The sequence below is a fragment of the Leclercia sp. GHBNCSD genome (assembly GCF_055805075.1).
This window is the reverse complement of sequence record NZ_JBQVYO010000001.1, coordinates 270,471-295,765: the sequence shown is the minus strand read 5'-3', so window position 1 is coordinate 295,765 and position 25,295 is coordinate 270,471. Positions and strand designations below refer to the sequence as shown.

Genomic DNA, 25,295 nt, shown 5'->3' with positions numbered 1-25,295 from the left:
CAGGAAAAGGCATGGCTTTACCGCAACTCACGCTTTCAGCCGCACGTCATCTGCATCTTGCCGCCCAGGGGCTTTTGAAAAAGCCCCGTCGTCGCGCCCGACCCGCCGATATTCTTACCACCATCAAGCGCATGTCGCTGCTCCAGATCGACACCATCAATATCGTCGCCCGCAGTCCTTACCTGGTGCTCTTCAGCCGTCTCGGCCCCTATTCACCCGACTGGCTGGATAACGCCCTGCGTCAGGGAGAGTTGATGGAGTACTGGGCGCACGAGGCGTGTTTCCTGCCGCGCAGCGACTTTGCGCTGGTGCGTCACAGAATGCTCGCGCCCGATAAAATGGGCTGGAAATATAGTCAGGCCTGGATGCAGGAACATGCGGATGAAATAGAAAAGCTTATCGCCCATATTCAGGAGAAAGGCCCTGTCCGTTCCGCCGATTTTGAACATCCCCACAAAGGAACGAGCGGATGGTGGGAGTGGAAGCCGCATAAACGCCATCTTGAGGGATTATTCACCGCTGGCAAGGTGATGGTGGTCGAAAGGCGTAACTTTCAGCGCGTTTACGATCTCACGCATCGGGTGATGCCCCAGTGGGATGACAGCCGGGATATGCTGACCCAGGCGGCGGCAGAGGCCATAATGCTGGAAAACAGCGCCCGCAGCTTAGGCATTTTCCGCCCCCAGTGGTTGGCCGACTATTACCGCCTGCGTCAGCCCGCGTTGGCTCCCTTGCTTGAGCGCTGGCAGGCGCAGCAGCAGGTGGTCCGCGTCGAGGTGGAGACGCTGGGGGAGATGTGGCTGCATGCCGATCTGCTGCCTTTGCTTAACGAAGCGCAGGAAGGGAAGCTCACCGCAACCCATAGCGCCGTTCTCTCACCCTTCGATCCGGTGGTCTGGGATCGCAAGCGTGCGGAACAGCTCTTTAACTTCAGCTACCGGCTGGAGTGTTATACCCCGGCGCCGAAACGCCAGTACGGCTATTTCGTTCTGCCGCTGTTGCATAGAGGGCAACTGGTAGGGCGGATGGATGCCAGGATGGACCGCAAAACCGGCGAGCTACAGGTTATCGCCCTTTATCTTGAAGAGGGTGTTCGGATAAGCGTCGCGCTGGAGAAAGGGCTCGCCACGGCAATCAGTGATTTTGCGGGCTGGCAGGGGGCGACACGCATCGCGCTGGGCCATCTTCCTGACGGACTTTTTCACGCCTGTCGAACGGGCTGGGAAATAGACGCGGTCTGAAAAAGGAATATGGTAAACTTTACCGATTATTGATACGGAGGAACTATGGATCACCGTTTACTGGAAATTATTGCCTGCCCGGTGTGCAACGGCAAACTCTACTACAGCCAGGATAAGCAGGAGCTGATTTGCAAAGTGGATAGCCTTGCCTTCCCTCTGCGCGACGGCATTCCCGTCCTGCTGGAAACCGAAGCCCGCGCCCTGGCGCCAGAAGAGAGCAAACCATGAGTTTTGTTGTCATTATTCCGGCGCGCTTTGCCTCCACGCGTCTGCCGGGTAAACCGCTGGTCGATATCAACGGCAAGCCGATGATCGTGCATGTGCTTGAACGTGCCCGTGAGTCCGGCGCGGAGCGGATCATTGTCGCCACCGATCATGAAGAGGTGGCGCGTGCGGTCGAAGCGGCGGGCGGCGAAGTCTGCATGACCCGCGCCGATCACCAGTCCGGCACTGAGCGCCTGGCCGAAGTGGTGGAAAAATGCGGTTTCAGCGACGACACGGTGATTGTTAACGTCCAGGGCGATGAGCCGATGATCCCGGCGGTCATTATTCGTCAGGTGGCGGAAAACCTGGCCCAGCGTCAGGTGGGTATGGCGACGCTGGCCGTGCCGGTTCATAGCGCAGAAGAGGCATTCAACCCTAATGCGGTGAAGGTGGTACTGGATGCTGAAGGCTATGCGCTCTATTTCTCCCGCGCCACCATCCCCTGGGATCGCGATCGCTTTGCCGAATCCCGGGATAACATTGGTGACAGCATCCTGCGTCATCTGGGTATTTATGGCTATCGTGCAGGCTTTATCCGCCGTTACGTCAACTGGCAGCCGAGCCCGCTGGAGAACATCGAAATGCTCGAGCAGCTGCGCGTGCTGTGGTACGGCGAAAAGATCCACGTCGCTGTCGCGCATGAGGTCCCGGGCACAGGCGTCGATACGCCAGACGATCTGGCCCGCGTTCGCGCTGAACTTCGCTAATCCCCGTCATCCCCTCTTTTGAGGGGATTTTTTTGTCTCAATTTTCTGAATTTCTGCTACAGAATCTTCTCATGAGGGTGACATCCGCCTGCCAGACGCTCATTATAAAAGCAGTAGTCTTAATGGGGGTAATCTCAAATGGAACAGCTGCGAGCCGAACTCAGCCATCTGCTGGGTGAAAAACTGAGCCGTCTGGAATGTGTGCATGAAAAGGCGGATACTACGCTATGGTCGCTGTACGACAGCCAGGGAAACCCCATGCCGTTACTGGCGCGAAGCTTCTCTTCACCGGATGTGGCCCGACAGCTGGCGTGGAAAATCTCCATGCTGGCCCGCAGCGGCACGGTAAGAATGCCGACCGTTTATGGCGTGATGACCCACGAAGAACATCCGGGCCCGGATGTCCTGCTGATTGAGCGTCTGCGCGGTGTCCCGGTGGAAGCGCCAGCCCGCACGCCTGAACGCTGGGAGCAGCTAAAAGATCAGATAGTTGAAGCGCTGCTGGCCTGGCACCGGCTGGACAGCGGAGGGCTGGTCGGCTCGGTGGACAGCACCCAGGAAAATCTCTGGCCCCTCTGGTACCGCCAGCGGGTCGAGGTGCTGTGGGGGACGCTAAACCAGTATCACAACACCGGCCTGACCATGCAGGATAAACGGATCCTGTTTCGTACCCGCGAGTGCCTGCCCACCCTGTTTGAAGGATTCAATGACAACAGCGTGCTGATCCACGGTAATTTTACGCTGCGCAGTATGCTCAAAGATCCCCGCAGCGATCAGCTGCTGGCGATGGTCGGGCCCGGCGTGATGCTGTGGGCCCCCCGGGAGTATGAACTGTTTCGCCTGAGCGAGAGCGGGCAGGCGGAGGATTTACTCTGGCATTACCTGCGGCGCGCGCCGGTCTCAGAGTCGTTCCTCTGGCGGCGCTGGCTCTATACGCTGTGGGACGAAGTGGCGCAGCTGGTGAATACCGGGCATTTTAGCCGCGCCAACTTCGATCTGGCCTCGAAATCACTGCTCCCCTGGCTCGCCTGACAGGCCCTTCAGCCACTGCCAGACGCGCCCAAGCGTTTCATAGCCCACGCGATCGCTGTGCATCAGCCATACCGGGGACGGAATGATCCGTTCCCAGGGGTTAAGCGGGGCGCTAATCGCCAGCTGGTTCGCGGGCGCGGGCAGGGGATGCAGACCCTGGCGTTCAAAGAAGATCATCGCCCGCGGCAGATGGGAGGCTGAGGTCACCAGCAGGAAGGGCGCATCGCCTATCGCCTGCTTCACCGCGGCGGCTTCCTCTTCGGTATCCTTTGGACTGTCGAGAGTGATGATCGCCTCGCGCGGCACGCCCAGCGACTGCGCCACGCGCGCGCCCGCTTCGGCGGTGCTCACCGGATTGCTTTGTGCTGCCGCCCCGGTGAAGATCATCTTCGACCCGGGATTTGCCAGCCACAGCCGCATGCCTTCATTGAGGCGCGGCAGGCTGTTATTGATCAGATTGGAGCTGGGAGCCCATTGTGGATCCCAGGTGTAGCCCCCGCCGAGCACCACGATGTACTTAACCTTCTCATTTCCCTGCCAGGTGGGGTATTTGTCTTCGACCGGGCGTAACAGCCCATCCGCGACCGGCTGCAGGCTCAGCAGCGTCAGCGCCAGCCAGCCTGCCGTAACCAAAATTTTGCCGCTTTTCTGATGGCGGCTGAACCATAGCAACCCCAGCCCCAGTGCGATACACAGCAGAAGAAGAGGGAGGGGAAGCATCATGCCGCCAATATATTTTTTTAGGGTGAAAAGCATCCTTTCTGGCTCCTTTTTTAACCATATAGCTGATGATTGTCAGCGATATTACACCAGAGAGGTTCATTCTCCGCCCGGCTGTGACAAAATAGCGGTTTTGTTGTGAGTGGGTGGAGCTCTCCCAATGCGGGATCGCAATTTTGATGACATCGCGGAAAAGTTTGCCCGCAATATTTACGGCACGACTAAAGGCCGTCTGCGGCAGACGATCCTCTGGCAGGATCTGGACATCCTGCTGGATGGGTTTGGCGACAAGAAACTGCGTGTCCTCGACGCTGGCGGCGGTGAAGGCCAGACGGCGATAAAAATGGCTGAGCGTGGGCACCACGTTATCCTCTGCGATCTCTCCGCTGAAATGATCGCCCGCGCTGAACAGGCCGCGGTGGAGAAAGGTGTGAGCGATAACATGCAATTTATACATTGTGCCGCTCAGGAGATCGCTCAACATTTGGAAAGCCCGGTTGATCTGATATTGTCTCATGCGGTGCTGGAATGGGTAGCCGAACCCCAGGCGCTGCTGAAGACGCTCTGGTCGATACTGCGCCCCGGCGGCGCGCTGTCGCTGATGTTTTACAACGCTAACGGCCTGTTAATGCGTAATGTGCTGGTGGGTAATTTCGGTTATGTACAGCAGGGTATGTACAAGAAGAAACGCCGTACGCTGTCACCGGACTTTCCGCGCGACCCGCAGCAGGTTTATGGCTGGCTGGAAACTTCCGGCTGGCAGATTACCGGGAAAACCGGCATCAGGGTGTTTCATGATTATCTGCGTGATAAACAGAAGCAGCATGAGTGCTTTGACGCCCTGACAGAATTAGAGACGCGGTACTGTCGCCAGGAGCCTTATATTAGCCTTGGCCGCTACATTCACGTCACCGCGCGCAAGCCGCAGAGCAAGGATAACTTATGAGTGAATTTTCCCAGACAGTCCCCGAACTGGTTGCCTGGGCCCGAAAAAACGATTTCTCCCTCTCGCTGCCGGTAGACAGACTCTCTTTTCTGCTGGCGGTCGCCACGCTGAACAGCGAACGGCTGGATGGAGAAATGAGCGAGGGCGAACTGGTGGATGCGTTCCGCCATGTCAGTGATGCGTTTGAGCAAACCAGCGAAACCATTAATGTGCGTGCCAATAACGCGATTAACGATATGGTGCGTCAACGTCTGCTGAACCGCTTTACCAGCGAGCTGGCAGAAGGGAATGCCATCTATCGTCTGACGCCACTGGGCATCGGCATTACCGACTATTACATTCGCCAGCGCGAATTCTCGACCCTGCGCCTCTCGATGCAGCTCTCCATTGTGGCGGGCGAACTGAAGCGTGCAGCCGATGCCGCAGATGAGGGCGGTGACGAGTTCCACTGGCACCGTAACGTCTATGCGCCGCTGAAATATTCAGTAGCCGAGATTTTCGACAGCATCGATTTGACGCAGCGCATCATGGATGAGCAGCAGCAGCTGGTGAAGGACGACATCGCCCAGCTGCTGAACAAAGACTGGCGGGCGGCAATCTCCAGCTGTGAAATGCTGCTGTCAGAAACCTCCGGCACCCTGCGTGAACTGCAGGATACGCTGGAGGCTGCGGGCGACAAGCTGCAGGCCAACCTGCTGCGCATTCAGGATGCCACCCTGGCCCAGGACAATCTGCATTTTGTCGATCGCCTGGTCTTCGATCTGCAGAGCAAGCTGGACCGTATTATCAGCTGGGGCCAGCAGGCGATTGACCTGTGGATCGGCTATGACCGCCACGTGCATAAATTTATCCGAACCGCTATCGATATGGATAAAAACCGCGTGTTTGCCCAGCGTCTGCGCCAGTCGGTACAGACCTATTTCGATGCGCCGTGGGCGCTGACCTACGCCAGCGCTGACCGCCTGCTCGATATGCGTGACGAAGAGATGAGCCTGCGCGACGAAGAGGTCACCGGCGAGCTGCCAGCCGATCTGGAATATGAAGAGTTTAACGAAATACGGGAACAGCTTGCCGCGATGATCGAGGAGCAGCTGGCGATCTTCAAAACCAAAAACAAACCACTCGATCTCGGTCTGGTGGTGCGCGACTACCTCGCACAATACCCGCGTGCCCGCCATTTCGATATCGCCCGCATCGTGGTCGATCAGGCGGTACGCCTGGGCGTCGCGCAAGCAGATTTCACCGGCCTGCCGCCGAAGTGGCAGCCGATCAACGATTACGGAGCCAAGGTACAGGCGCATGTCATTGACAAATATTGAACACGTGATGCCAGTTAAGCTGGCCCAGGCGCTGGCAAATCCGATCTTTCCGGCGCTGGACAGCCAGCTGCGTGCCGGTCGTCACATTGGTCTCGACGAGCTGGATAATCACGCTTTTTTAATGGATTTTCAGGAGTACCTGGAAGAGTTTTACGCCCGCTATAACGTGGAGCTGATCCGCGCGCCGGAGGGGTTCTTCTATCTGCGCCCGCGCTCCACCACGCTTATCCCGCGCTCGGTGCTCTCCGAGCTGGACATGATGGTCGGCAAAATTCTCTGCTATCTCTACCTCAGCCCGGAGCGTCTGGCGAACGAAGGCATCTTCACCCAGCAGGAGCTCTATGACGAGCTGATGACCCTGGCGGACGAAGGCAAGCTGCTGAAGCTGGTAAACAACCGCTCCACCGGCTCGGACGTTGACCGTCAGAAGTTACAGGAAAAAGTGCGCTCCTCCCTGAACCGTCTGCGCCGTCTGGGGATGGTGTGGTTTATGGGCCATGACAGCAGCAAATTCCGCATCACTGAATCTGTGTTCCGCTTCGGTGCCGACGTGCGCGTGGGTGATGACGCCCGCGAAGCGCAGCTGCGCATGATCCGTGATGGCGAAGCGATGCCGGTGGAAAACCATCTGCAGCTCAATGACGAGCATGAAGACAATCAGCCGGATAGCGGGGAGGAAGAGTAATGATTGAACGCGGTAAATTTCGCTCACTGACGCTGGTTAACTGGAACGGTTTCTTTGCCCGCACCTTTGATCTCGATGAGCTGGTGACCACGCTCTCGGGCGGTAACGGGGCAGGGAAATCCACCACCATGGCGGCCTTCGTCACGGCGCTGATCCCGGACTTAACCCTGCTGCACTTCCGTAACACCACCGAAGCTGGCGCGACCAGCGGTTCCCGCGATAAGGGTCTGCACGGTAAGCTGAAGGCGGGTGTCTGTTACTCCGTGCTGGACGTGATCAACTCCCGCCATCAGCGCGTGGTGGTTGGCGTCCGCTTGCAGCAGGTCGCCGGTCGCGACCGTAAAGTGGATATCAAACCGTTCGCCATTCAGGGGCTGCCAACCTCCGTTCAGCCCACCGCGCTATTGACGGAAACCCTGAACGAACGCCAGGCGCGCGTGCTGACGCTGCAGGAGCTGAAAGACAAGCTGGAAGCCATCGAAGGCGTGCAGTTTAAGCAGTTCAACTCCATCACCGAATACCACTCGCTGATGTTCGATCTGGGCATCGTCGCCCGTCGTCTGCGCTCCGCCTCGGACCGCAGTAAATATTATCGTCTGATCGAAGCCTCGCTCTACGGCGGGATCTCCAGCGCCATTACCCGCTCTCTGCGTGATTACCTGTTACCGGAAAACAGCGGTGTGCGTAAGGCGTTCCAGGACATGGAAGCGGCGCTGCGTGAAAACCGTATGACGCTGGAAGCCATTCGCGTCACGCAGTCTGACCGTGACCTGTTCAAGCACCTGATCAGCGAAGCCACCAACTATGTGGCGGCGGACTACATGCGCCATGCCAACGAGCGCCGCATTCATCTCGATCAGGCTCTCGAGTATCGCCGTGAGCTCTTCACCTCCCGCCAGCAGCTGGCCTCTGAGCAGTACAAGCACGTCGAGATGGCCCGCGAGCTGTCCGAGCATAACGGGGCAGAAGGGGATCTGGAGGCCGACTATCAGGCCGCCAGCGATCACCTGAACCTGGTGCAGACCGCGCTGCGTCAGCAGGAAAAAATCGAGCGCTACGAAGCGGATCTCGATGAACTGCAAATTCGTCTGGAAGAGCAGAACGAAGTGGTGGCGGAAGCTGCCGACAAGCAGGAAGAGAACGAAGCCCGGGCCGAAGCCGCCGAGCTGGAAGTGGATGAGCTGAAAAGCCAGCTTGCTGACTATCAGCAGGCGCTCGACGTCCAGCAAACCCGCGCCATTCAGTACAATCAGGCGTTGCAGGCGCTGGAACGTGCAAAAGCGCTTTGCCACCTGCCGGACCTGACGCCAGAGAGCGCGGATCAGTGGCTGGAGACTTTCCAGGCCAAAGAGCAGGAAGCTACAGAAAAACTGCTGAATCTCGAGCAGAAAATGAGCGTGGCGCAAACTGCGCACAGCCAGTTTGAACAGGCATACCAGCTGGTGGCCGCGATTAACGGCCCGCTGGCGCGCGCCGAAGCGTGGGAAGTGGCCCGCGAGCTGCTGCGTGATGGCGTTAACCAGCGCCACCTGGCGGAACAGGTTCAGCCGCTGCGTATGCGCCTGAACGAGCTGGAGCAGCGCCTGCGTGAACAGCAGGAGGCGGAACGCCTGCTGGCTGAGTTCTGCAAGCGTCAGGGTAAACGGGTCGATATTGACGATCTGGAAAGCCTGCATCAGGAGCTGGAAGCCCGTATCGCGTCGCTGTCCGACAGCGTATCCAGTGCCAGCGAACAGCGTATGGCGCTGCGTCAGGAGATGGAGCAGCTACAGTCGCGTATTCAGACGCTGATGCAGCGCGCCCCAGTCTGGCTGGCCGCCCAGAGCAGCCTCAGCCAGCTCAGCGAGCAATGCGGCGAAACCTTCGAATCCAGCCAGGAGGTCACGGAGTATCTGCAGCAGCTGCTGGAGCGTGAACGCGAAGCAATTGTTGAACGTGACGAAGTGGGGGCGCGTAAGCGCGCCGTCGACGACGAAATCGAACGTTTAAGCCAGCCGGGTGGTGCGGAAGATGCCCGTCTGAACACCCTTGCAGAGCGTTTTGGCGGTGTGCTGCTGTCAGAGATTTATGACGACGTCAGCCTGGAAGATGCCCCGTACTACTCGGCGCTGTATGGTCCATCCCGCCACGCGATTGTGGTGCCGGATCTGTCGCTGATCGCGGACCAGCTCGAAGGGCTGGAAGATTGCCCGGAAGATCTCTATCTGATCGAAGGGGATCCGCAGTCGTTCGATGACAGCGTCTTTGGCGTCGACGAGCTGGAAAAAGCGGTGGTGGTGAAAATCGCCGATCGCCAGTGGCGCTATTCGCGCTTCCCGGCGCTGCCGCTGTTTGGCCGCGCGGCCCGTGAAAGCCGTATTGAGAGCCTGCATACCGAGCGCGAAGCGCTGTCAGAACGTTTTGCGACGCTCTCGTTCGACGTGCAAAAAACCCAGCGTCTGCACCAGGCGTTCAGCCGCTTTATCGGTAGCCATCTGGCCGTGGCCTTTGAGGCCGATCCGGAAGCCGAGATCCGCAAGTTCACCACCCGTCGTACCGAGCTTGAACGCGCGATTTCAGCCCACGAAAATGATAACCAGCAGAGCCGCCTCCAGTTCGAGCAGGCTAAAGAGGGCGTCGCTGCCCTTAACCGCATTCTGCCGCGCCTGAACCTGCTGGCAGATGACACCCTCGCCGATCGGGTGGATGAGATCCAGGAGCGTCTCGACGAAGCGCAGGAAGCCGCGCGCTTTGTCCAGCAGTACGGCAATCAGCTGGCGAAGCTGGAGCCGATGGTCTCAGTGCTGCAGAGCGACCCGGAACAGTTCGAACAGCTGAAAGAAGATTATGCCTGGTCCCAGCAGGTCCAGCGCGAAGCGCGTCAGCAGGCGTTTGCCCTGACCGAAGTTTCCCAACGCCGGGCGCACTTCAGCTACTCCGACTCGGCGGAGATGCTGAACGGCAACAGCGACCTGAACGAGAAGCTGCGCCAGCGTCTGGAGCAGGCGGAAATGGAGCGTACCCGCGCCCGTGAGGCGATGCGTAGCCATGCCGCGCAGCTGAACCAGTACAATCAGGTGCTGGCGTCGCTGAAAAGCTCGTTTGATACCAAGAAAGAGCTGCTGACCGACCTGCATAAAGAGCTGCAGGATATCGGCGTGCGGGCCGACAGCGGGGCGGAGGAGCGGGCGCGCATTCGTCGCGACGAACTCCATGCCCAGCTCAGCAATAACCGCGCCCGCCGCAACCAGCTGGAAAAAGCGCTCACCTTCTGTGAAGCGGAGATGGACAACCTGACCCGCCGTCTGCGCAAGCTGGAACGTGACTACCACGAGAAGCGCGAGCAGGTGGTGACCGCCAAAGCGGGCTGGTGCGCCGTGATGCGAATGGTGAAAGACAATGGTGTTGAACGCCGTCTGCACCGCCGCGAGCTGGCCTATCTCTCCGGCGATGAGCTGCGTTCTATGTCGGATAAGGCGCTGGGTGCGCTGCGTCTGGCGGTGGCGGATAACGAACACCTGCGCGATGTGCTGCGCATGTCGGAAGATCCGAAGCGCCCTGAGCGCAAAATTCAGTTCTTCGTGGCAGTCTATCAGCACCTGCGCGAGCGTATTCGCCAGGATATTATTCGCACCGATGACCCGGTTGAAGCCATTGAACAGATGGAGATTGAACTGGGCCGTCTGACGGAAGAGCTGACCTCACGTGAGCAGAAGCTGGCGATCAGCTCCCGCAGCGTGGCCAATATCATCCGTAAGACGATCCAGCGCGAGCAGAACCGTATTCGTCAGTTGAACCAGGGGCTGCAGAGCGTCTCCTTCGGTCAGGTTAACAGCGTGCGGCTGAACGTCAACGTGCGTGAAGCCCACGCCACGCTGCTTGACGTGCTGGCCGAGCAGCACGAGCAGCATCAGGATCTGTTCAACAGCAACCGCCTGACCTTCTCCGAAGCGCTGGCGAAGCTGTATCAGCGTCTGAACCCGCAGATCGACATGGGCCAGCGCACGCCGCAGACCATCGGTGAGGAGCTGCTGGACTACCGTAACTATCTCGAGATGGAAGTGGAAGTTAACCGTGGTTCTGACGGCTGGCTACGCGCGGAATCGGGCGCCCTGTCGACCGGGGAAGCGATCGGTACCGGGATGTCGATTCTGGTGATGGTGGTCCAGAGCTGGGAAGATGAATCCCGCCGTCTGCGCGGCAAGGACATCTCTCCATGCCGCCTGCTGTTCCTTGATGAGGCGGCGCGTCTGGATGCCCGTTCGATCGCCACGCTGTTTGAGCTGTGCGATCGTCTGGATATGCAGCTGATTATCGCGGCGCCGGAAAATATCAGTCCGGAGAAAGGCACCACCTATAAACTGGTGCGTAAGGTCTATCAGAACAGCGAGCATGTCCACGTTGTGGGTTTGCGCGGCTTTGCCCCGCAGCCGCCTGAGTCCTTGCCCGGAACGGCTGACGCCTCCTGAGGAATCTGAAAATTAGCGATGGCGGCCCCCGGGCCGCCTTTTTTTATTCCTTGAGCTTGTACTGGCGGCTGCGTTAACTTTAAACTTCTTTACATAAGGTAAGGCTGGTGCCGGTCTGCCTTTCTATAATGAAGTGAAGCCCCGGTGATGAGGGCGTGACGTATAGCAAACAGGGGGCAAGGGATGTTGCTGAATAATATGTATGGTCGTCAGCTGTCGGCACTCAGTTTGTGTCTGACGGTGTTAGTTGCTCCGCTGTTTAGTGCGCGGGCGGATGAGCCCGAGCTGGTTCCTGTCGATAGCTCCGCCACGGTGGGCGCGCAACCGACTGCGCTGTCCCAGCCGCTTGAACAATCGCCCGCCACCGCCATAATGGCCGGTATCCGGCCGCTGCCTGCGGATATCAATGCAGAGCAACGCCGTCAGGAACTGCTTGCGGCGCTGCCTGCCGGCTACACCCCGGCCTATCTCAATCAACTTACGCTGCTGTATGCCGCGCGTGACATGAAGCCGATGTGGGACGATCGTGAAGCCGTGCGCGCGTTCCAGCAGCAGCTGGCTGAAGTCGCCATCGCCGGATTTCAGCCGCAGTTTACTGCCTGGGTCGAGTTGCTGACCCAGCCTGCCGTCACCGGAATGGCGCGTGACGTGGTGCTGTCGGATGCGATGATGGGCTATCTGCAGTTTGTGGCGGGGATCCCGGTCAACGGCAACCGCTGGCTCTACAGCAATAAGCCTTACAAGCTGGCGACACCGCCGCTGTCGGTGATTAACCAGTGGCAGCTGGCGCTGGATAACGGCACGGTGCCGCACTTCATTGCCGGGCTGGCCCCGACGCATCCGCAATATGCTGTGATGCACCAGTCGCTGCTGGAGCTGGTGGCTGACACGCAGCCCTGGCCCCGGATCCAGAGTACCGCTAAGCTGAGCCCGGGGCAGTGGAGCAGCGACGTACCCGCGTTGCGAGAAATCCTCAAACGTTCCGGCGTGATTGACGGCGGGCCGAAAATTGCCCTGCCGGGTGACGATCCGCAAAGCGTGGTCGTCAGTCCATCGGCTCCGTCTGTCGAAAAGAAGAAGTCTGTTTCCAGCAAGCCGGCCTCCTATGACCGCAGCCTGGTTGAAGCGGTAAAAGCCTTCCAGACCAGCCAGGGGCTGGGCGCTGATGGCGTTATCGGCCAGGCGACGCGTGAGGCGCTAAACATGACTCCTGCGCAGCGTGCCGGGGTGCTGGCGTTGAATATCCAGCGCCTGCGTTTGCTGCCCGGAACACTCTCGACGGGCATCATGGTGAATATCCCGGCCTTTTCGCTGGTCTATTACCAGAATGGCAGCGAAGTGCTGGCCTCCCGCGTGATTGTGGGCCGCCCGGATCGTAAAACGCCGATGATGAGTAGCGCGCTGAATAATGTGGTGGTTAACCCGCCGTGGAATGTGCCGCCGACGCTGGCGCGCAAAGATATTTTGCCGAAGGTGTGGAATGACCCGGGTTATCTTGAACGCCATAACTATACCGTGCTGCGCGGCTGGAACAGTAAAGAGGCGATAGATCCGTGGCAAGTCGACTGGGCAACCATCACGCCGGCGAATTTACCCTTCCGTTTCCAGCAGGCACCGGGTGCACACAACTCGCTGGGTCGGTATAAATTCAATATGCCAAGCTCGGATGCCATCTATCTGCACGATACGCCGAACCACAACCTGTTCCAGAAAGATGCGCGTGCGCTCAGCTCCGGTTGTGTGCGCGTCAATAAAGCGTCAGAACTGGCAAATATGTTGTTACAGGATGCAGGCTGGAACGACACACGTATCTCGGATGCGCTGAAGCAGGGTGACACGCGATATGTGAATATCCGCCAGAATATTCCGGTTAATCTGTACTATCTTACCGCCTTCGTCGGCAAAGACGGTCGAACGCAGTACCGTACAGATATTTACAATTATGATGAGACTGCCCGGTCCAACACACAAATTCTGCCCAAAGCAGAGCAATTGATCAGATAAATGAAGAAGTTCGGAAAATTCCGGTAGTCTAAGTGGGAAAATAAACGGGGTCTTGCGGTTGCAAGCCCCGTCTTTCCTGGGTTGTGGTGCCTTGACGATGACAGGTTTGCCCGGTAATGTGCCCTTCGTGCGCTGTAAAGCATCTATACGATAACATTGACCTGTAGACCTGATTACCATGGACAAATTCGACGCTAATCGCCGTAAGTTGTTGGCGTTAGGTGGCATTGCGCTGGGCGCGGCCATCTTACCTACGCCATCATTTGCCACGCTCTCTACCCCTCGACCACGTATTTTGACGCTTAATAACCTGCACACAGGTGAGTCAATCAAAGCTGAGTTTTTTGACGGTCGGGGCTATATTCAGGATGAATTAGCCAGGCTGAATCACTTTTTCCGTGATTTCCGCGCCAATAAAGTAAAAACCATCGATCCGGGATTATTTGACCAGCTTTACCGCCTGCAGGGTTTGCTTGGCACCCGCAAACCGGTACAGCTCATTTCCGGCTATCGCTCCCTTGATACCAATAATGAATTGCGTGCCCACAGCCGCGGTGTAGCCAAAAAGAGCTATCACACCAAAGGGCAGGCGATGGATTTTCATATTGAAGGCATTTCGTTAGCCAATGTTCGCAAAGCTGCGTTATCTATGCGCGCAGGTGGTGTAGGATATTACCCACGTAGCAACTTTGTGCATATTGATACCGGGCCATTGCGGCACTGGTAATAACAAATCAGGAGCAGTATGAACTATCGTATTATTCCGGTCACCGCCTTCTCCCAGAACTGTTCGCTTATCTGGTGTGAACAAACCAAACTGGCAGCCCTGGTCGATCCCGGTGGCGATGCAGAGAAGATCAAACAGGAAGTCGCTGCCGCTGGCGTGACCTTAATGCAGATCCTGTTGACCCACGGCCATCTCGATCATGTGGGGGCGGCGGCTGAACTGGCACAGCATTATGGCGTGCCGGTGATTGGCCCGGAAAAAGAAGATGAGTTCTGGCTGCAGGGATTGCCGGCGCAAAGCCGCATGTTTGGCCTTGATGAATGTCTCCCTCTGACGCCGGATCGCTGGCTGAATGAGGGCGAGAGCGTCAACGTGGGCAATGTGACATTACAGGTCTTGCATTGTCCAGGGCATACTCCAGGCCATATTGTTTTCTTTGATGACCAGTCGCGCCTGCTGATTTCCGGTGATGTGATCTTTAAAGGCGGCGTAGGGCGCAGTGATTTCCCCCGGGGCGATCACGGCCAGCTGATCCGCTCGATCAAAGAGAAGTTATTACTGCTGGGCGACGATGTGACCTTTATTTCAGGTCATGGACCGATGTCTACCCTGGGATACGAACGGCAGCATAATCCGTTCCTGCAGGATGAACTGCCGGTCTGGTAATCACCATTAAAAAAGCCTGCTTTAAGCAGGCTTTTTTAATTGCCCGGTGGCGCTACGCTTACCGGGCCTACACGTAGGCCGGGCAAACGCAGTGCCGCCCGGCTTACCGTTTTTACAGCACTGCGACAATCGCTTCGCACAGTGGCGCCATGTTATCCGGCGTCATCCCCGCCACGTTAACACGACCTGATGCCACCGCATAGACGCCAAACTCTTCGCGCAGACGCAGAACCTGCTCTTTGGTCAGGCCGCTGAATGAGAACATGCCATTCTGTTTGATGATAAAGCTGAAGTCGCGATCCGCCCCTTTTTCTGCCAGGGTGTTCACAAACAGCTGACGCATGCGCTGAATACGCTGACGCATGTCGTTCAGTTCCTGCTCCCAGATAGCGCGCAGGGCGTCATTACTGAGGATAGTCGCCACTACAGACGCACCGTGAGCCGGCGGGTTAGAGTAGTTAGCACGAATAACGGATTTCATCTGGCTGAACGCACGGTCAACGGTCTGCTCATCAGACGCCACCAGCGTACAGGCACCAACGCGCTCATTGTAGAGGCCGAAGTTCTTGGAGTAGGAGCTGGCAACAATCAGCTCTTTATGGACTGCTGCGAAAGCGCGCAGGCCTTCTGCATCTTCTTCCAGACCACGGGCAAAGCCCTGATACGCGAAGTCGAACAGCGGCAGCCAGCCTTTTTCTACGGAGAGTTTCGCCAGCTGTTCCCACTGCTCCAGCGTCGGATCAATGCCGGTTGGGTTATGGCAGCAGCCGTGGAACAGCACCACATCGCCCGCCTGCGCTTCGCTCAGGCTGGCCAGCAGGCCGTCGAAGTCCAGAGAGTGGTTGGCCGCGTCGTAGTAAGCATATTCACGCACTTCCAGACCCGCAGAGTTAAAGACACTCTTGTGGTTCGGCCAGCTCGGATTGCTCACCCAGACGGTTTTTACGCTGGTGTTTTTGGCAAGGAAATCCGCTGCCACGCGCAGTGCGCCAGTACCGCCAGGGGTCTGCGCCGTGCGGGCACGTTTATCGCTGACAATCGCGCTGCCTTTGCCGAAGAGCAGTTCCTGGGTGCAACGACCAAATTCCGGAATACCGTCGATGCCGAGGTAGTTTTTGGTATTTTCATTTTCCAGCAGATACTGCTCAGCTTTTTTTACGCTGGTCAGTACCGGGGTCTTGCCGGTCTCATCTTTATAGACACCAATACCCAGGTTAATTTTCCCGGGGCGGTCATCGGCACGAAACAGATCGGCCAGGCCCAGAATAGGGTCGGCAGGGGCGGCGGTAATGTTCTCAAACATGACGAAGTTCCATTGTGGTTACGGAAGTGAAATCCGCTATCAGGTTAACGATAGTTCTACAAAATGCCAACCGTTTGCTACAAAAAGCGTGCGGCTTTTCAAAAGTCGCCATTTTTTGCTTTCAGGCATAAAAAAACAGGGCCGAAGCCCTGTTTTTTAGACATATAACAAAGTGGTGTACTGATTAGAACTGGTAAACGATACCTACACCCGCCTGGTCGTCGGTAGACAGGCCAGTTGCTTCGGTGTAGTTGTTGTCGTCCAGCAGGTTGAAGCGGTACGCAGCGTACACGTTCATGTTCTTGTTGAAGTAGTACCAGGTACCCACTTCTACGTATTTCACCAGGTCAGCATCGCCGCCGGAGAAACCGTTACGACCAGTCAGATCTTTACCTTTGGACTGTACGTAACCCACGGATGGACGCAGACCGAAGTCGAACTGGTACTGAACCACAGCTTCAACGTTCTGAGTCTTGTTCGCGAACTCGCCGTCGTTTTCACGGGTCATGTTCTGAGATTCGCCGTACATTACTGCTGCGTACAGGTTGTTTGCATCATATTTCAGGGAGGTTGCCCAGCCTTCAGCACGTTCGCCTTTATTGTCTGCACTCTGCGCAGTAGAGCGGTCAGAGTTAGAGTAGGCTGCGGTTACGTTGAAGCCTTCAGCGAAGTCATAGCCCAGAGAGTAGCTGCCGCCGTCGCCGTTCTGACGGCTGGTGGTGTGGCCAGACTCGTTTTTACCCTGATACTGCAGACCTACTGCCAGGCCGTCAACCAGACCGAAGAAGTCAGAGTTACGGTAGGTAGCCAGACCGGTGCTACGTGCGGTCATGAAGTTGTCGGTTGCCGCCAGGGAGTCACCGCCCCAGATAACGAACATATCGGTAGAAGCCAGCGCATCATAGAACACGCCGTAGTTACGACCGTAGTCGAATGAACCGTAGTCACCAGCTTTCAGGCCTGCGAATGCCAGACGGGTCTTGGTGCCCTGAGCGCCTTCCTGGGAAGAAGCGTCCATGTTGTATTCCCACTGACCGTAACCGGCCAGTTGGTCATTAATCTGAGTTTCACCTTTGAAGCCGATACGCGCATAGGTGGTATCACCGTTGTTGGTGTCACCGTTGGTGGTCCAGATGTGCTCACCTACAGCTTTACCGTAGAAGTCCAGCTTGTTAGCGTTTTTGTTATAGATTTCTGCTGCGTTAGCTGCACCGGCTGCCAGCAGGGCAGGGATAACCACTGCCAGGATATTGCGCTTCATCATTATTTATTACCCTCATTGGTTTTTTTATGACACTCGCCACTGCCGTCAATAAATTCTGTCAATAAATATTTCCGGAACTATTGATGAGAGTTTGGTGTCTTTATGTGTCTGACAGGCATCTTTCCATTCAAATAGCGGTTTCGCTAGCCTGAAAGTGCTACAAACATAAAGAATCAGTTACAATAAGAAAATATGTGTAACTAAATGTGAATTTTAAGGAACTTTGTGAGGCACCTCAAAGTTCAGAGTTGAATGGCTAAATTTAAAGCTTCACATATTCTATCTATATGAATTGCTTATCTTAATTTCAGATAATGACTTTTTTTATGATCCGAAGCATTAGCGAACAATTTTTCTTATTTCTGGAGATGGACGTCTGGATAGCCGGGAGTTTGTGCGAAAAATGTGCTAATGCTTAAGAAAGAGATTAGGCGCAATAAGAATAGGGTTTATTTTTTATTCAAAGATGTTTCATGGAAATAAAGCGTAACACTGTAGAGGATCTGGCGGGGTTGCGCTTTAAAGATGCTGACTTTCAACTGACACAAGTTGACACGGCAGGATAAAATAATGGCCAGCATAGCTGGCCATTGAGTATTACGGGATTAGAACGTTGCGCTGCGCGGAGTACGCGGGAAAGGAATAACATCACGCACGTTCTGAACACCGGTGACATAGGCAATCAGACGCTCAAAACCGAGCCCGAAACCGGAGTGCGGCACGGTGCCATAGCGACGTAAATCGCGATACCACCAGTAGTCCTCTTTGTTGAGGCCCATTTCAGCCATACGCGCATCCAGCACATCCAGACGCTCTTCACGCTGAGAACCCCCGATGATTTCACCGATGCCCGGCGCCAGCACGTCCATCGCGGCAACGGTTTTGCCATCTTCGTTAAGGCGCATATAGAACGCCTTAATGTCTTTCGGATAGTTTTTAACTACTACTGGCGCCTTGAAGTGTTTCTCGGCCAGGTAACGTTCATGCTCGGAAGCCAGATCAACGCCCCAGTAAACCGGGTTCTCGAACTTCTCACCGCATTTCTCGAGGATCGCGACGGCATCGGTGTAATCCACCTGCGCAAAGTCAGCAGAGACGAAACGCTCCAGACGGGCAATCGCATCGCTGTCGACGCGCTCGGCGAAGAATTTCATGTCGTCTGCACGCTCGGTGAGCACGGCCTTGAAGACATACTTCAGCATCGCTTCTGCCAGGCCCGCAACATCATTGAGATCGGCGAAGGCCACTTCTGGCTCCAGCATCCAGAATTCTGCCAGGTGGCGGCTGGTGTTGGAGTTTTCAGCACGGAAGGTCGGGCCGAAAGTGTAGATCTTAGACAGCGCACAGGCGTAGGTTTCGCCGTTCAGCTGGCCAGACACGGTCAGGAAGGCCTCTTTACCAAAGAAATCTTTGTCGTAATCCACTTTGCCTTCTGGCGTGCGCGGCAGGTTTTCCATATCCAGCGTGGAGACGCGGAACATCTCGCCTGCGCCTTCGGTATCAGAGGCGGTGATAAGCGGCGTGGAGACCCAGAAGAAACCCTGCTCGTCGAAGAAGCGGTGCAGCGCCTGTGCAAGCGTATGACGAACGCGGGCCACGGCACCAATCATGTTGGTACGCGGGCGCAGGTGAGCCACTTCGCGCAGATACTCGATGCTGTGGCGTTTTGCCGCCATCGGGTAGGTATCTGGATCTTCAACCCAGCCGGTCACTTCAATGGAGGTGGCCTGCAGTTCATAGCTCTGACCCTGGCCCTGAGAAGCCACGATTTTACCGGTGACGACAACGGAGCAACCCGTGGTCAGACGCAGCACTTCCTGATTGTAATTGGGCAGAGAATTATTAATTACGGCCTGTACAGGATCAAAGCAGGAACCGTCATAGACGGCGAGGAATGAAAAGCCAGCTTTTGAATCTCGGCGGGTACGCACCCATCCGCGCACGGTGACTTCGCTGTCAACGGCTACGCGGCCCTGGAGTACGTCGGCTACAGGCACAACGCTCATAATAGTCTCTCTATGTTGTCCAAAAATAAAATCTGTATCCCCCTAAACAGGGGGATATCTATGTTACCTGGCATCCGCCATCAGACAAGCAGATTTCGCAATCATAAGAGAAGAAATAGGAAATAAATAAGAGAAGGGAGCGCGGCAGGCTCCCCGAAGAGATTAGCTGGCGATTTTTACCTGAGGCAGGTCGAACGCTTTGCGCAGTGCCCGCACGAAGGCTTTGTCATGACAAATGGTTTTGCCCGGGCTGTCGGAGAGCTTCGCCACCGGCTTGCCGTTACATTCCACCAGCTTAATCACGATATTCAGCGGTTTTACCTGCGGAATATCGCAGGTCAGACGGGTGCCGATCCCAAAGGCCAGATTTACGCGCGAGGAGAAGTGTCGGTACAGGCCTACCGCTTTTGGCAGGTCGAGATTATCTGAGAAGACCAGCACTTTGCTCATCGGGTCGATGCCCAGCTTTTGATAATGGGCAATCGCTTTCTCACCCCACTCCAGCGGATCCCCGGAGTCATGGCGTAGCCCCTGATAGGCGTTGGCGAACTCAGGCCCGAAATCGCGCAGGAAGGCGTCCATGGTAATACAGTCGGTTAAGGCGATGCCGAGCTGCGCCGGATACTCTGTAAGCCAAGCGGCCAGCGCCGCACGCTGGCTGGTCGCCAGCTCCGGACTGATCTGCTGATGCGCCTGGAACCACTCGTGCGCCTGGGTGCCCATTGGGGTCAGGTTCAGACGGCGGGCCAGATCGTAATTGCTGGTGCCGACAAACCACGGCTCCTGCTGCAAACGCTCGACAATGGCCTGTTGCACCTCGCGGGAGAAACGGCGACGGGTGCCAAAATCCATCAGACGGAAACGCGACATATCCAGCGAGTCGGTCAGCCGGGCAAAATCAACCAGCTTCTGTTCCAGCGTCGTCAGAGCCAGCTCAACGCTCGCCTCCGGTGAACGGAAGCGGTGCACCAGCTCGCTGATCACCGCCAGCAGGGGCACTTCCCACATGATCACTTCCCGCCACGGACCTTCAAGGCGAATATGTAGCTTGCCATTATCGTTGCTGATGTTGACCTGTTTCGGGTCGTAGCGGAAATTGCGCAGCCACTGAAGGTAATCTTCTTTAAAGAAGGGCAGGCTGGAAAGCCACTGGAATTCATCATCCTGCAGACGAAGATGCTGCATTGCGTCGACTTGCTCACGGATGGCGTCAGCATAGATCCCCAGCAAATCGTCACCACGGCAGCGGAATTCAGCCGCGACCTGTACGTCGTGGTATTGGTGGAAAACGGCTTGCTGCATATGCAGTTTGTACGCGTCGGTATCCAGCAGCGTATGCAGAACAGGAGAAGCGAATTGAGTCATAGGTGCGCAGTAGCATCCTCTCACGGGAGCGTTTAGTACAATAAACGACTAATGAAACCGCTGGAGTATACCTTGTTTAGCGATTTATTGAACCCCGATCACACCATAAGCCTGGTTCAGGGTCGAGAGCATTTCGTGCCGCGTGTTATAAAAATGTAGCAAATAGAGTGTTTGTGACTGAAAAGATGAACATTCTGCATAGCGCGATTTAGACAACAGGAATAGACTGGTTCGTTATTCGACAAACGATGCAAAAGGTTTTCTATGACACAACAGCCTCAAGCCAAATACCGCCACGACTACCGTGCGCCGGATTACCTGATTAGCGATATCGATCTGACTTTTGACCTGGATGCCACAAAAACCGTTGTGACGGCGGTAAGCCAGGTGACGCGTCACAACGCCACGGCGGTGCCGCTGCGTCTTGACGGCGAAGACCTGACCTTAGTGTCGGTGCAGGTAAATGACACCCCATGGACCGACTATAAAGAAGAAGATAACCAGCTGGTGCTGGATAACCTGCCGGAACGTTTTACGTTACGCATCGTTAACGAGATTAGCCCGGCGTCTAACACCGCACTGGAGGGGTTATACCAGTCGGGCGTGGCGCTCTGCACCCAGTGTGAAGCTGAAGGTTTCCGTCACATCACCTGGTATCTCGACCGCCCGGATGTACTGGCCCGCTTTACCACCAAAATTATCGCCGATAAAGCCACCTATCCGTTCCTGCTCTCCAACGGTAACCGCGTAGGCGAGGGCGAGCTGGACAATGGCCGTCACTGGGTGCAATGGCAGGATCCGTTCCCGAAACCGTGCTACCTGTTTGCGCTGGTGGCGGGTGATTTTGACGTTCTGCGCGACACCTTCACCACCCGTTCAGGCCGTGAAGTGGCGCTGGAGCTGTTTGTCGATCGCGGCAACCTCGACCGCGCCCCGTGGGCGATGACCTCGCTTATCAACTCCATGAAGTGGGATGAAGAGCGTTTCGGTCTCGAGTATGACCTCGACATCTATATGATCGTCGCCGTCGACTTCTTCAATATGGGTGCGATGGAGAACAAGGGCCTCAACGTCTTTAACTCCAAATATGTGCTGGCGCGTACCGATACCGCCACCGATAAAGACTACCTCGATATCGAGCGCGTCATCGGCCACGAGTATTTCCATAACTGGACCGGCAACCGTGTCACCTGCCGTGACTGGTTCCAGCTGAGCCTGAAAGAGGGCTTAACCGTCTTCCGCGATCAGGAGTTCAGCTCCGATCTCGGCTCGCGGGCGGTGAACCGCATCAATAACGTGCGCACCATGCGCGGCCTGCAGTTTGCCGAAGACGCCAGCCCAATGGCGCACCCGATCCGCCCGGATAAAGTGATTGAGATGAACAACTTCTACACCCTGACGGTGTATGAAAAGGGTTCTGAAATTATTCGTATGATCCACACCCTGCTGGGCGAAGAGAATTTCCAGAAAGGGATGCAGCTCTATTTCGAACGCCATGACGGCAGCGCCGCCACCTGCGACGATTTCGTTCAGGCGATGGAAGATGCCTCTAACATCGATCTCTCTCACTTCCGCCGCTGGTACAGCCAGGCCGGTACGCCGATCGTGACCGTTAAAGACGACTACAACCCGGAAACCGAGCAGTACACCCTGACCATCAGCCAGCGCACGCCGCCAACGGCTGAACAGGAAGAGAAGCATCCGCTGCATATTCCGTTCGCCATTGAGCTGTACGATAACGAAGGCAAGGTGATCCCGCTGCAAAAAGGCGGCCATCCGGTGCATAACGTGTTGAACGTGACCCAGGCCGAGCAGACCTTCATCTTTGATAACGTCTATTTCCAGCCGGTACCTGCGCTGCTGTGTGAATTCTCTGCGCCAGTTAAGCTGGAGTACAAGTGGAGCGATCAGCAGCTGACCTTCCTGATGCGTCATGCACGTAATGACTTCTCCCGCTGGGATGCGGCGCAGAGCCTGCTGGGGACCTATATCAAGCTGAACGTCAATCGTCATCAGCAGGGGCAGCCGCTGTCGGTACCGGCGCATGTTGCCGACGCCTTCCGCGCCATTCTGTTAGATGAGAGGATCGATCCGGCGCTGGCGGCTGAAATCCTTACCCTGCCGTCGGTGAACGAAATCGCCGAGCTGTTTGAGATTATCGATCCGATCGCTATCGCGACGGTGCGTGAGGCCCTGACCCGTACCCTGGCAACCGAGCTGGCGGATGAGTTCCTGGCGGTCTACAACCACCACAAACTGGACGCCTATCGGGTTGAGCATGCCGATATTGGCAAACGCTCACTGCGTAACACCTGCCTGCGCTACCTGGCATTTGGGGAGACGGCGCTCGCCGACGAACTGGTCAGCAAGCAGTATCACACGGCCGACAACATGACCGATGCGCTGGCTGCGCTGGCTGCCAGCGTTGCCGCAGAGCTGCCGTGCCGTGATGCCCTGATGCAGGAATATGACGACAAATGGCATCAGGATGGTCTGGTAATGGACAAGTGGTTCATCCTGCAGTCCACCAGCCCGGCGGCGGATGTGGTGAACAAGGTGCGCAGCCTGCTCAATCACCGCTCGTTCACTCTGAGCAACCCGAACCGCGTCCGTTCCCTGATTGGCGCCTTTGCCAGCAGCAACCCGGCCGCCTTCCATGCGGAAGATGGCAGCGGCTACCAGTTTATGGTGGAGATGCTGACCGAGCTCAACAGCCGTAACCCGCAGGTAGCGTCGCGTCTGATTGAGCCGCTGATCCGTCTGAAACGCTACGATGAGAAGCGTCAGGCGAAGATGCGTGCCGCGCTGGAGCAGCTAAAAGGGCTGGAGAACCTCTCCGGCGATCTCTACGAGAAGATCAGCAAGGCGCTGGCCTGACAGAAAGCCGGGTCCGGCCTGGGTTCTGTTTTGTAGGCCGGGTAAGGCGAAGCCGCCACCCGGCAGTGCTGTGCGGCCTGATGCCCGGTGGCGCTACGCTTACCGGGCCTATGGTTACCCTCCCTCTCCCTGTGGGAGAGGGTCAGGGTGAGGGCATCAGGCATTAGCCGTAATCAACTGCCGCTCCGTTACCCCACGCTTCATCACCCGATCGAGGACCTCCGCTTCCAGCTCCGCCAGCCGTGCCGAACCCACCCGGCGAGGGCGAGGAAGGTCAATCGTCAGATCCAGCCCAATCTTGCCCTCCTCAATGAGCAGTACCCGGTCCGCCATGGCCACGGCTTCGCTCACATCGTGGGTCACCAACAGCACCGTAAAGCCGTGCTCCTGCCATAACGAGACGATAAGATCCTGCATCTCAATCCGCGTCAGGGCGTCCAGCGCCCCCAGCGGCTCATCCAGCAGCAACAGCCCCGGGCGATGGATCAGCGCTCTGGCCAGCGCCACGCGCTGTTTCTGTCCCCCTGACAGGGCGGCAGGCCACTCCCCGGCGCGATTGTCCAGCCCGACGGCGGCCAGCGCCTGTAATGCCTGCGCTTTCCAGTCGCCTTTCAGCCCCAACCCCACGTTATCGATTACCGGTTTCCACGGCAGCAGTCGGGCATCCTGGAACATCATCCGGGTATCGTCCTGGATCTCCGCCAGCGGGGTGTTCCCGGCCAGCAGTTCGCCGCTGTTTGGCGCTTCCAGCCCGGCCAACAGGCGCAGCAGGGTGCTTTTGCCACCGCCGCTGCGGCCCACCACCGCCACGAATTGCCCGGCGGGAATATGCAGCTCCAGTTCGTTCAGAATGGTGTTTTCGCCGTAGCGTTTGGTCACGCCATTGAGCAACAGCGGCGTACCCTGGTTTAAGCGAGCTGTATTCATGCGTGTGCCTCCTTTATCGCGTAGGCCGGATTCCAGCGCAGCCAGCGGCGTTCCAGCCACTGGGCGCTGACATCCGCCAGTTTGCCGAGCAGGGCGTAGAGAACAATGGCCACCACGACCACATCGGTCTGCAGGAATTCGCGGGCGTTCATCGCCAGGTAGCCGATACCCGAGTTGGCGGAGATGGTTTCCGCCACAATTAACGTCAGCCACATCAGGCCGAGGGCGAAGCGCACGCCGACCATAATGGAGGGGAGGGCGCCCGGCAGGATAACGTGGATAAACAGGGCGAAGCCGGACAAACCGTAGCTGCGCGCCATCTCCACCAGCCCGCGATCGATATTACGGATGCCGTGCCAGGTGTTGATATAGACCGGGAAGAGCGTGCCGAGGGCGACGAGAAAAATCTTCGCCGTCTCATCGATACCAAACCAGAGGATCACCAGCGGGATCAGCGCCAGATGTGGCACGTTGCGCAGCATCTGAATCGAGGTGTCCAGCAGACGCTCGCCCCAGCGGGAGAGACCGCTGATCAGCCCCAGCGTCAGGCCAATCGTCCCGCCGATGGAAAAACCAATCACCGCGCGCCAGGCGCTGATCGCCAGATGCTGCCACAGCTCGCCGCTGGCGCTCAGCGACCAGAAGGCCTCCACAACCCCCTCCGGCGACGGCAGGATGCGGCTGGAGAGCCAGCCCACGGAGGAGGCCAACTGCCAGATAAGCACAATGCCTGCGGGAAGCAGCCAGGGTGCAATGCGCAGCAGCCATTTTCGGGAAGAATGAGCCATGCGTTC

19 protein-coding genes are annotated in these 25,295 nt (G+C 57.0%); 12 read left to right on the top strand and 7 right to left on the bottom strand.

Annotated features, from left to right (window positions below; genetic code table 11):
* The first annotated feature begins 11 nt into the window (after positions 1–11).
* From ACT3IC_RS01560 to ACT3IC_RS01545, 4 genes are all read left to right on the top strand, one after another.
* Entirely contained in the window at positions 12–1,241 is a 1,230-nt protein-coding gene (locus ACT3IC_RS01560; RefSeq protein WP_103178925.1) for a winged helix-turn-helix domain-containing protein, read from the top strand.
* A 45-nt stretch (positions 1,242–1,286) separates the two neighbouring features.
* Complete coding sequence (ycaR, locus tag ACT3IC_RS01555) at positions 1,287–1,469, top strand: protein YcaR (protein ID WP_103178926.1); 183 nt, start codon at positions 1,287–1,289, stop codon at positions 1,467–1,469.
* Positions 1,466–2,212 (top strand): 3-deoxy-manno-octulosonate cytidylyltransferase, encoded by a 747-nt coding sequence (kdsB, locus tag ACT3IC_RS01550; RefSeq protein ID WP_180209723.1) that lies wholly within the window; start codon positions 1,466–1,468, stop codon positions 2,210–2,212. Before ycaR ends, kdsB begins: the two co-directional genes overlap by 4 nt.
* Before the next feature lie 138 nt (positions 2,213–2,350).
* Positions 2,351–3,244 (top strand): YcbJ family phosphotransferase, encoded by an 894-nt coding sequence (locus ACT3IC_RS01545; RefSeq protein ID WP_103178928.1) that lies wholly within the window; start codon positions 2,351–2,353, stop codon positions 3,242–3,244.
* Here ACT3IC_RS01545 and elyC read toward each other — a convergent pair.
* On the bottom strand, positions 3,221–4,000 hold the full coding sequence (gene elyC, locus ACT3IC_RS01540) for an envelope biogenesis factor ElyC (protein ID WP_114315443.1): 780 nt from the start codon (positions 3,998–4,000) through the stop codon (positions 3,221–3,223). The genes ACT3IC_RS01545 and elyC overlap by 24 nt on opposite strands.
* 124 nt (positions 4,001–4,124) lie before the next feature.
* On the opposite strand from elyC, the gene cmoM reads away from it, so the two are divergent.
* The 7 genes from cmoM to ACT3IC_RS01505 all read left to right on the top strand — a co-directional run bounded on the left by cmoM (position 4,125) and on the right by ACT3IC_RS01505 (position 14,759).
* A complete protein-coding gene (gene cmoM, locus ACT3IC_RS01535) occupies positions 4,125–4,910 on the top strand; it encodes a tRNA uridine 5-oxyacetic acid(34) methyltransferase CmoM (RefSeq protein ID WP_103178930.1) in 786 nt (261 codons plus the stop codon).
* Positions 4,907–6,229 carry a chromosome partition protein MukF gene (gene mukF, locus ACT3IC_RS01530; protein WP_103178931.1) on the top strand — a complete coding sequence of 441 codons (1,323 nt, stop codon included), beginning with the start codon at positions 4,907–4,909 and terminating at the stop codon, positions 6,227–6,229. The genes cmoM and mukF overlap by 4 nt, the downstream gene beginning before the upstream one ends.
* Positions 6,210–6,914 (top strand): chromosome partition protein MukE, encoded by a 705-nt coding sequence (gene mukE, locus ACT3IC_RS01525; protein ID WP_103178932.1) that lies wholly within the window; start codon positions 6,210–6,212, stop codon positions 6,912–6,914. The genes mukF and mukE overlap by 20 nt, the downstream gene beginning before the upstream one ends.
* The gene (mukB, locus tag ACT3IC_RS01520; protein ID WP_103178933.1) at positions 6,914–11,362 is read left to right on the top strand and encodes a chromosome partition protein MukB; all 4,449 of its coding nucleotides are present in this window, start codon (positions 6,914–6,916) and stop codon (positions 11,360–11,362) included. Before mukE ends, mukB begins: the two co-directional genes overlap by 1 nt.
* A gap of 183 nt (positions 11,363–11,545) precedes the next feature.
* Positions 11,546–13,366 (top strand): L,D-transpeptidase, encoded by a 1,821-nt coding sequence (gene ldtD / locus ACT3IC_RS01515; RefSeq protein ID WP_159339199.1) that lies wholly within the window; start codon positions 11,546–11,548, stop codon positions 13,364–13,366.
* A 178-nt stretch (positions 13,367–13,544) separates the two neighbouring features.
* On the top strand, positions 13,545–14,093 hold the full coding sequence (gene mepK, locus ACT3IC_RS01510; protein WP_103178935.1) for a peptidoglycan L,D-endopeptidase MepK: 549 nt from the start codon (positions 13,545–13,547) through the stop codon (positions 14,091–14,093).
* Between the two features lie 18 nt (positions 14,094–14,111).
* Positions 14,112–14,759, top strand: coding sequence for an MBL fold metallo-hydrolase (locus ACT3IC_RS01505; protein ID WP_473475924.1), 648 nt, complete (start codon positions 14,112–14,114; stop codon positions 14,757–14,759).
* 112 nt (positions 14,760–14,871) lie between these two features.
* On the opposite strand, the gene ACT3IC_RS01500 is transcribed toward ACT3IC_RS01505, so the two are convergent.
* The 4 genes from ACT3IC_RS01500 to pncB form a co-directional block, all read right to left on the bottom strand.
* A complete protein-coding gene (locus ACT3IC_RS01500; RefSeq protein WP_103178937.1) occupies positions 14,872–16,062 on the bottom strand; it encodes an amino acid aminotransferase in 1,191 nt (396 codons plus the stop codon).
* Between the two features lie 184 nt (positions 16,063–16,246).
* Positions 16,247–17,326 (bottom strand): porin, encoded by a 1,080-nt coding sequence (locus tag ACT3IC_RS01495; protein WP_159339197.1) that lies wholly within the window; start codon positions 17,324–17,326, stop codon positions 16,247–16,249.
* 605 nt (positions 17,327–17,931) lie between these two features.
* Positions 17,932–19,332 carry an asparagine--tRNA ligase gene (asnS, locus tag ACT3IC_RS01490; RefSeq protein ID WP_103178939.1) on the bottom strand — a complete coding sequence of 467 codons (1,401 nt, stop codon included), beginning with the start codon at positions 19,330–19,332 and terminating at the stop codon, positions 17,932–17,934.
* Positions 19,333–19,494: 162 nt separating this feature from the next.
* On the bottom strand, positions 19,495–20,697 hold the full coding sequence (gene pncB, locus ACT3IC_RS01485; protein WP_103178940.1) for a nicotinate phosphoribosyltransferase: 1,203 nt from the start codon (positions 20,695–20,697) through the stop codon (positions 19,495–19,497).
* A 264-nt stretch (positions 20,698–20,961) separates the two neighbouring features.
* Between pncB and pepN the strand changes: the two genes are divergently transcribed.
* Complete coding sequence (pepN, locus tag ACT3IC_RS01480; protein ID WP_473475919.1) at positions 20,962–23,574, top strand: aminopeptidase N; 2,613 nt, start codon at positions 20,962–20,964, stop codon at positions 23,572–23,574.
* Positions 23,575–23,730: 156 nt separating this feature from the next.
* Here the strand turns inward: pepN and ssuB are convergent, their stop codons facing one another.
* Together ssuB and ssuC are read right to left on the bottom strand one after the other, a co-directional pair.
* Positions 23,731–24,501: an aliphatic sulfonates ABC transporter ATP-binding protein gene (gene ssuB / locus ACT3IC_RS01475; protein WP_156654217.1), complete on the bottom strand. Its 771-nt coding sequence runs from the start codon at positions 24,499–24,501 to the stop codon at positions 23,731–23,733.
* A complete protein-coding gene (ssuC, locus tag ACT3IC_RS01470; protein ID WP_114387510.1) occupies positions 24,498–25,289 on the bottom strand; it encodes an aliphatic sulfonate ABC transporter permease SsuC in 792 nt (263 codons plus the stop codon). The genes ssuB and ssuC overlap by 4 nt, the downstream gene beginning before the upstream one ends.
* Positions 25,290–25,295: the final 6 nt, after the last annotated feature.

Bases quoted from the DNA above. Each gene is read 5' to 3' on its own strand.
- ACT3IC_RS01505 (WP_473475924.1), top strand. From the start codon at position 14,112: ATGAACTATCGTATTATTCCGGTCACCGCCTTCTCCCAGAACTGTTCG.
- ACT3IC_RS01560 (WP_103178925.1), top strand. From the start codon at position 12: ATGGCTTTACCGCAACTCACGCTTTCAGCCGCACGTCATCTGCATCTT.
- cmoM (WP_103178930.1), top strand. From the start codon at position 4,125: ATGCGGGATCGCAATTTTGATGACATCGCGGAAAAGTTTGCCCGCAAT.
- ycaR (WP_103178926.1), top strand. From the start codon at position 1,287: ATGGATCACCGTTTACTGGAAATTATTGCCTGCCCGGTGTGCAACGGC.
- ACT3IC_RS01495 (WP_159339197.1), bottom strand. From the start codon at position 17,326: ATGATGAAGCGCAATATCCTGGCAGTGGTTATCCCTGCCCTGCTGGCA.
- ACT3IC_RS01545 (WP_103178928.1), top strand. From the start codon at position 2,351: ATGGAACAGCTGCGAGCCGAACTCAGCCATCTGCTGGGTGAAAAACTG.
- pepN (WP_473475919.1), top strand. From the start codon at position 20,962: ATGACACAACAGCCTCAAGCCAAATACCGCCACGACTACCGTGCGCCG.
- mepK (WP_103178935.1), top strand. From the start codon at position 13,545: ATGGACAAATTCGACGCTAATCGCCGTAAGTTGTTGGCGTTAGGTGGC.
- elyC (WP_114315443.1), bottom strand. From the start codon at position 4,000: ATGCTTTTCACCCTAAAAAAATATATTGGCGGCATGATGCTTCCCCTC.
- ACT3IC_RS01500 (WP_103178937.1), bottom strand. From the start codon at position 16,062: ATGTTTGAGAACATTACCGCCGCCCCTGCCGACCCTATTCTGGGCCTG.
- ssuB (WP_156654217.1), bottom strand. From the start codon at position 24,501: ATGAATACAGCTCGCTTAAACCAGGGTACGCCGCTGTTGCTCAATGGC.
- ssuC (WP_114387510.1), bottom strand. From the start codon at position 25,289: ATGGCTCATTCTTCCCGAAAATGGCTGCTGCGCATTGCACCCTGGCTG.
- pncB (WP_103178940.1), bottom strand. From the start codon at position 20,697: ATGACTCAATTCGCTTCTCCTGTTCTGCATACGCTGCTGGATACCGAC.
- ldtD (WP_159339199.1), top strand. From the start codon at position 11,546: ATGTTGCTGAATAATATGTATGGTCGTCAGCTGTCGGCACTCAGTTTG.
- asnS (WP_103178939.1), bottom strand. From the start codon at position 19,332: ATGAGCGTTGTGCCTGTAGCCGACGTACTCCAGGGCCGCGTAGCCGTT.
- mukB (WP_103178933.1), top strand. From the start codon at position 6,914: ATGATTGAACGCGGTAAATTTCGCTCACTGACGCTGGTTAACTGGAAC.
- mukF (WP_103178931.1), top strand. From the start codon at position 4,907: ATGAGTGAATTTTCCCAGACAGTCCCCGAACTGGTTGCCTGGGCCCGA.
- mukE (WP_103178932.1), top strand. From the start codon at position 6,210: ATGTCATTGACAAATATTGAACACGTGATGCCAGTTAAGCTGGCCCAG.
- kdsB (WP_180209723.1), top strand. From the start codon at position 1,466: ATGAGTTTTGTTGTCATTATTCCGGCGCGCTTTGCCTCCACGCGTCTG.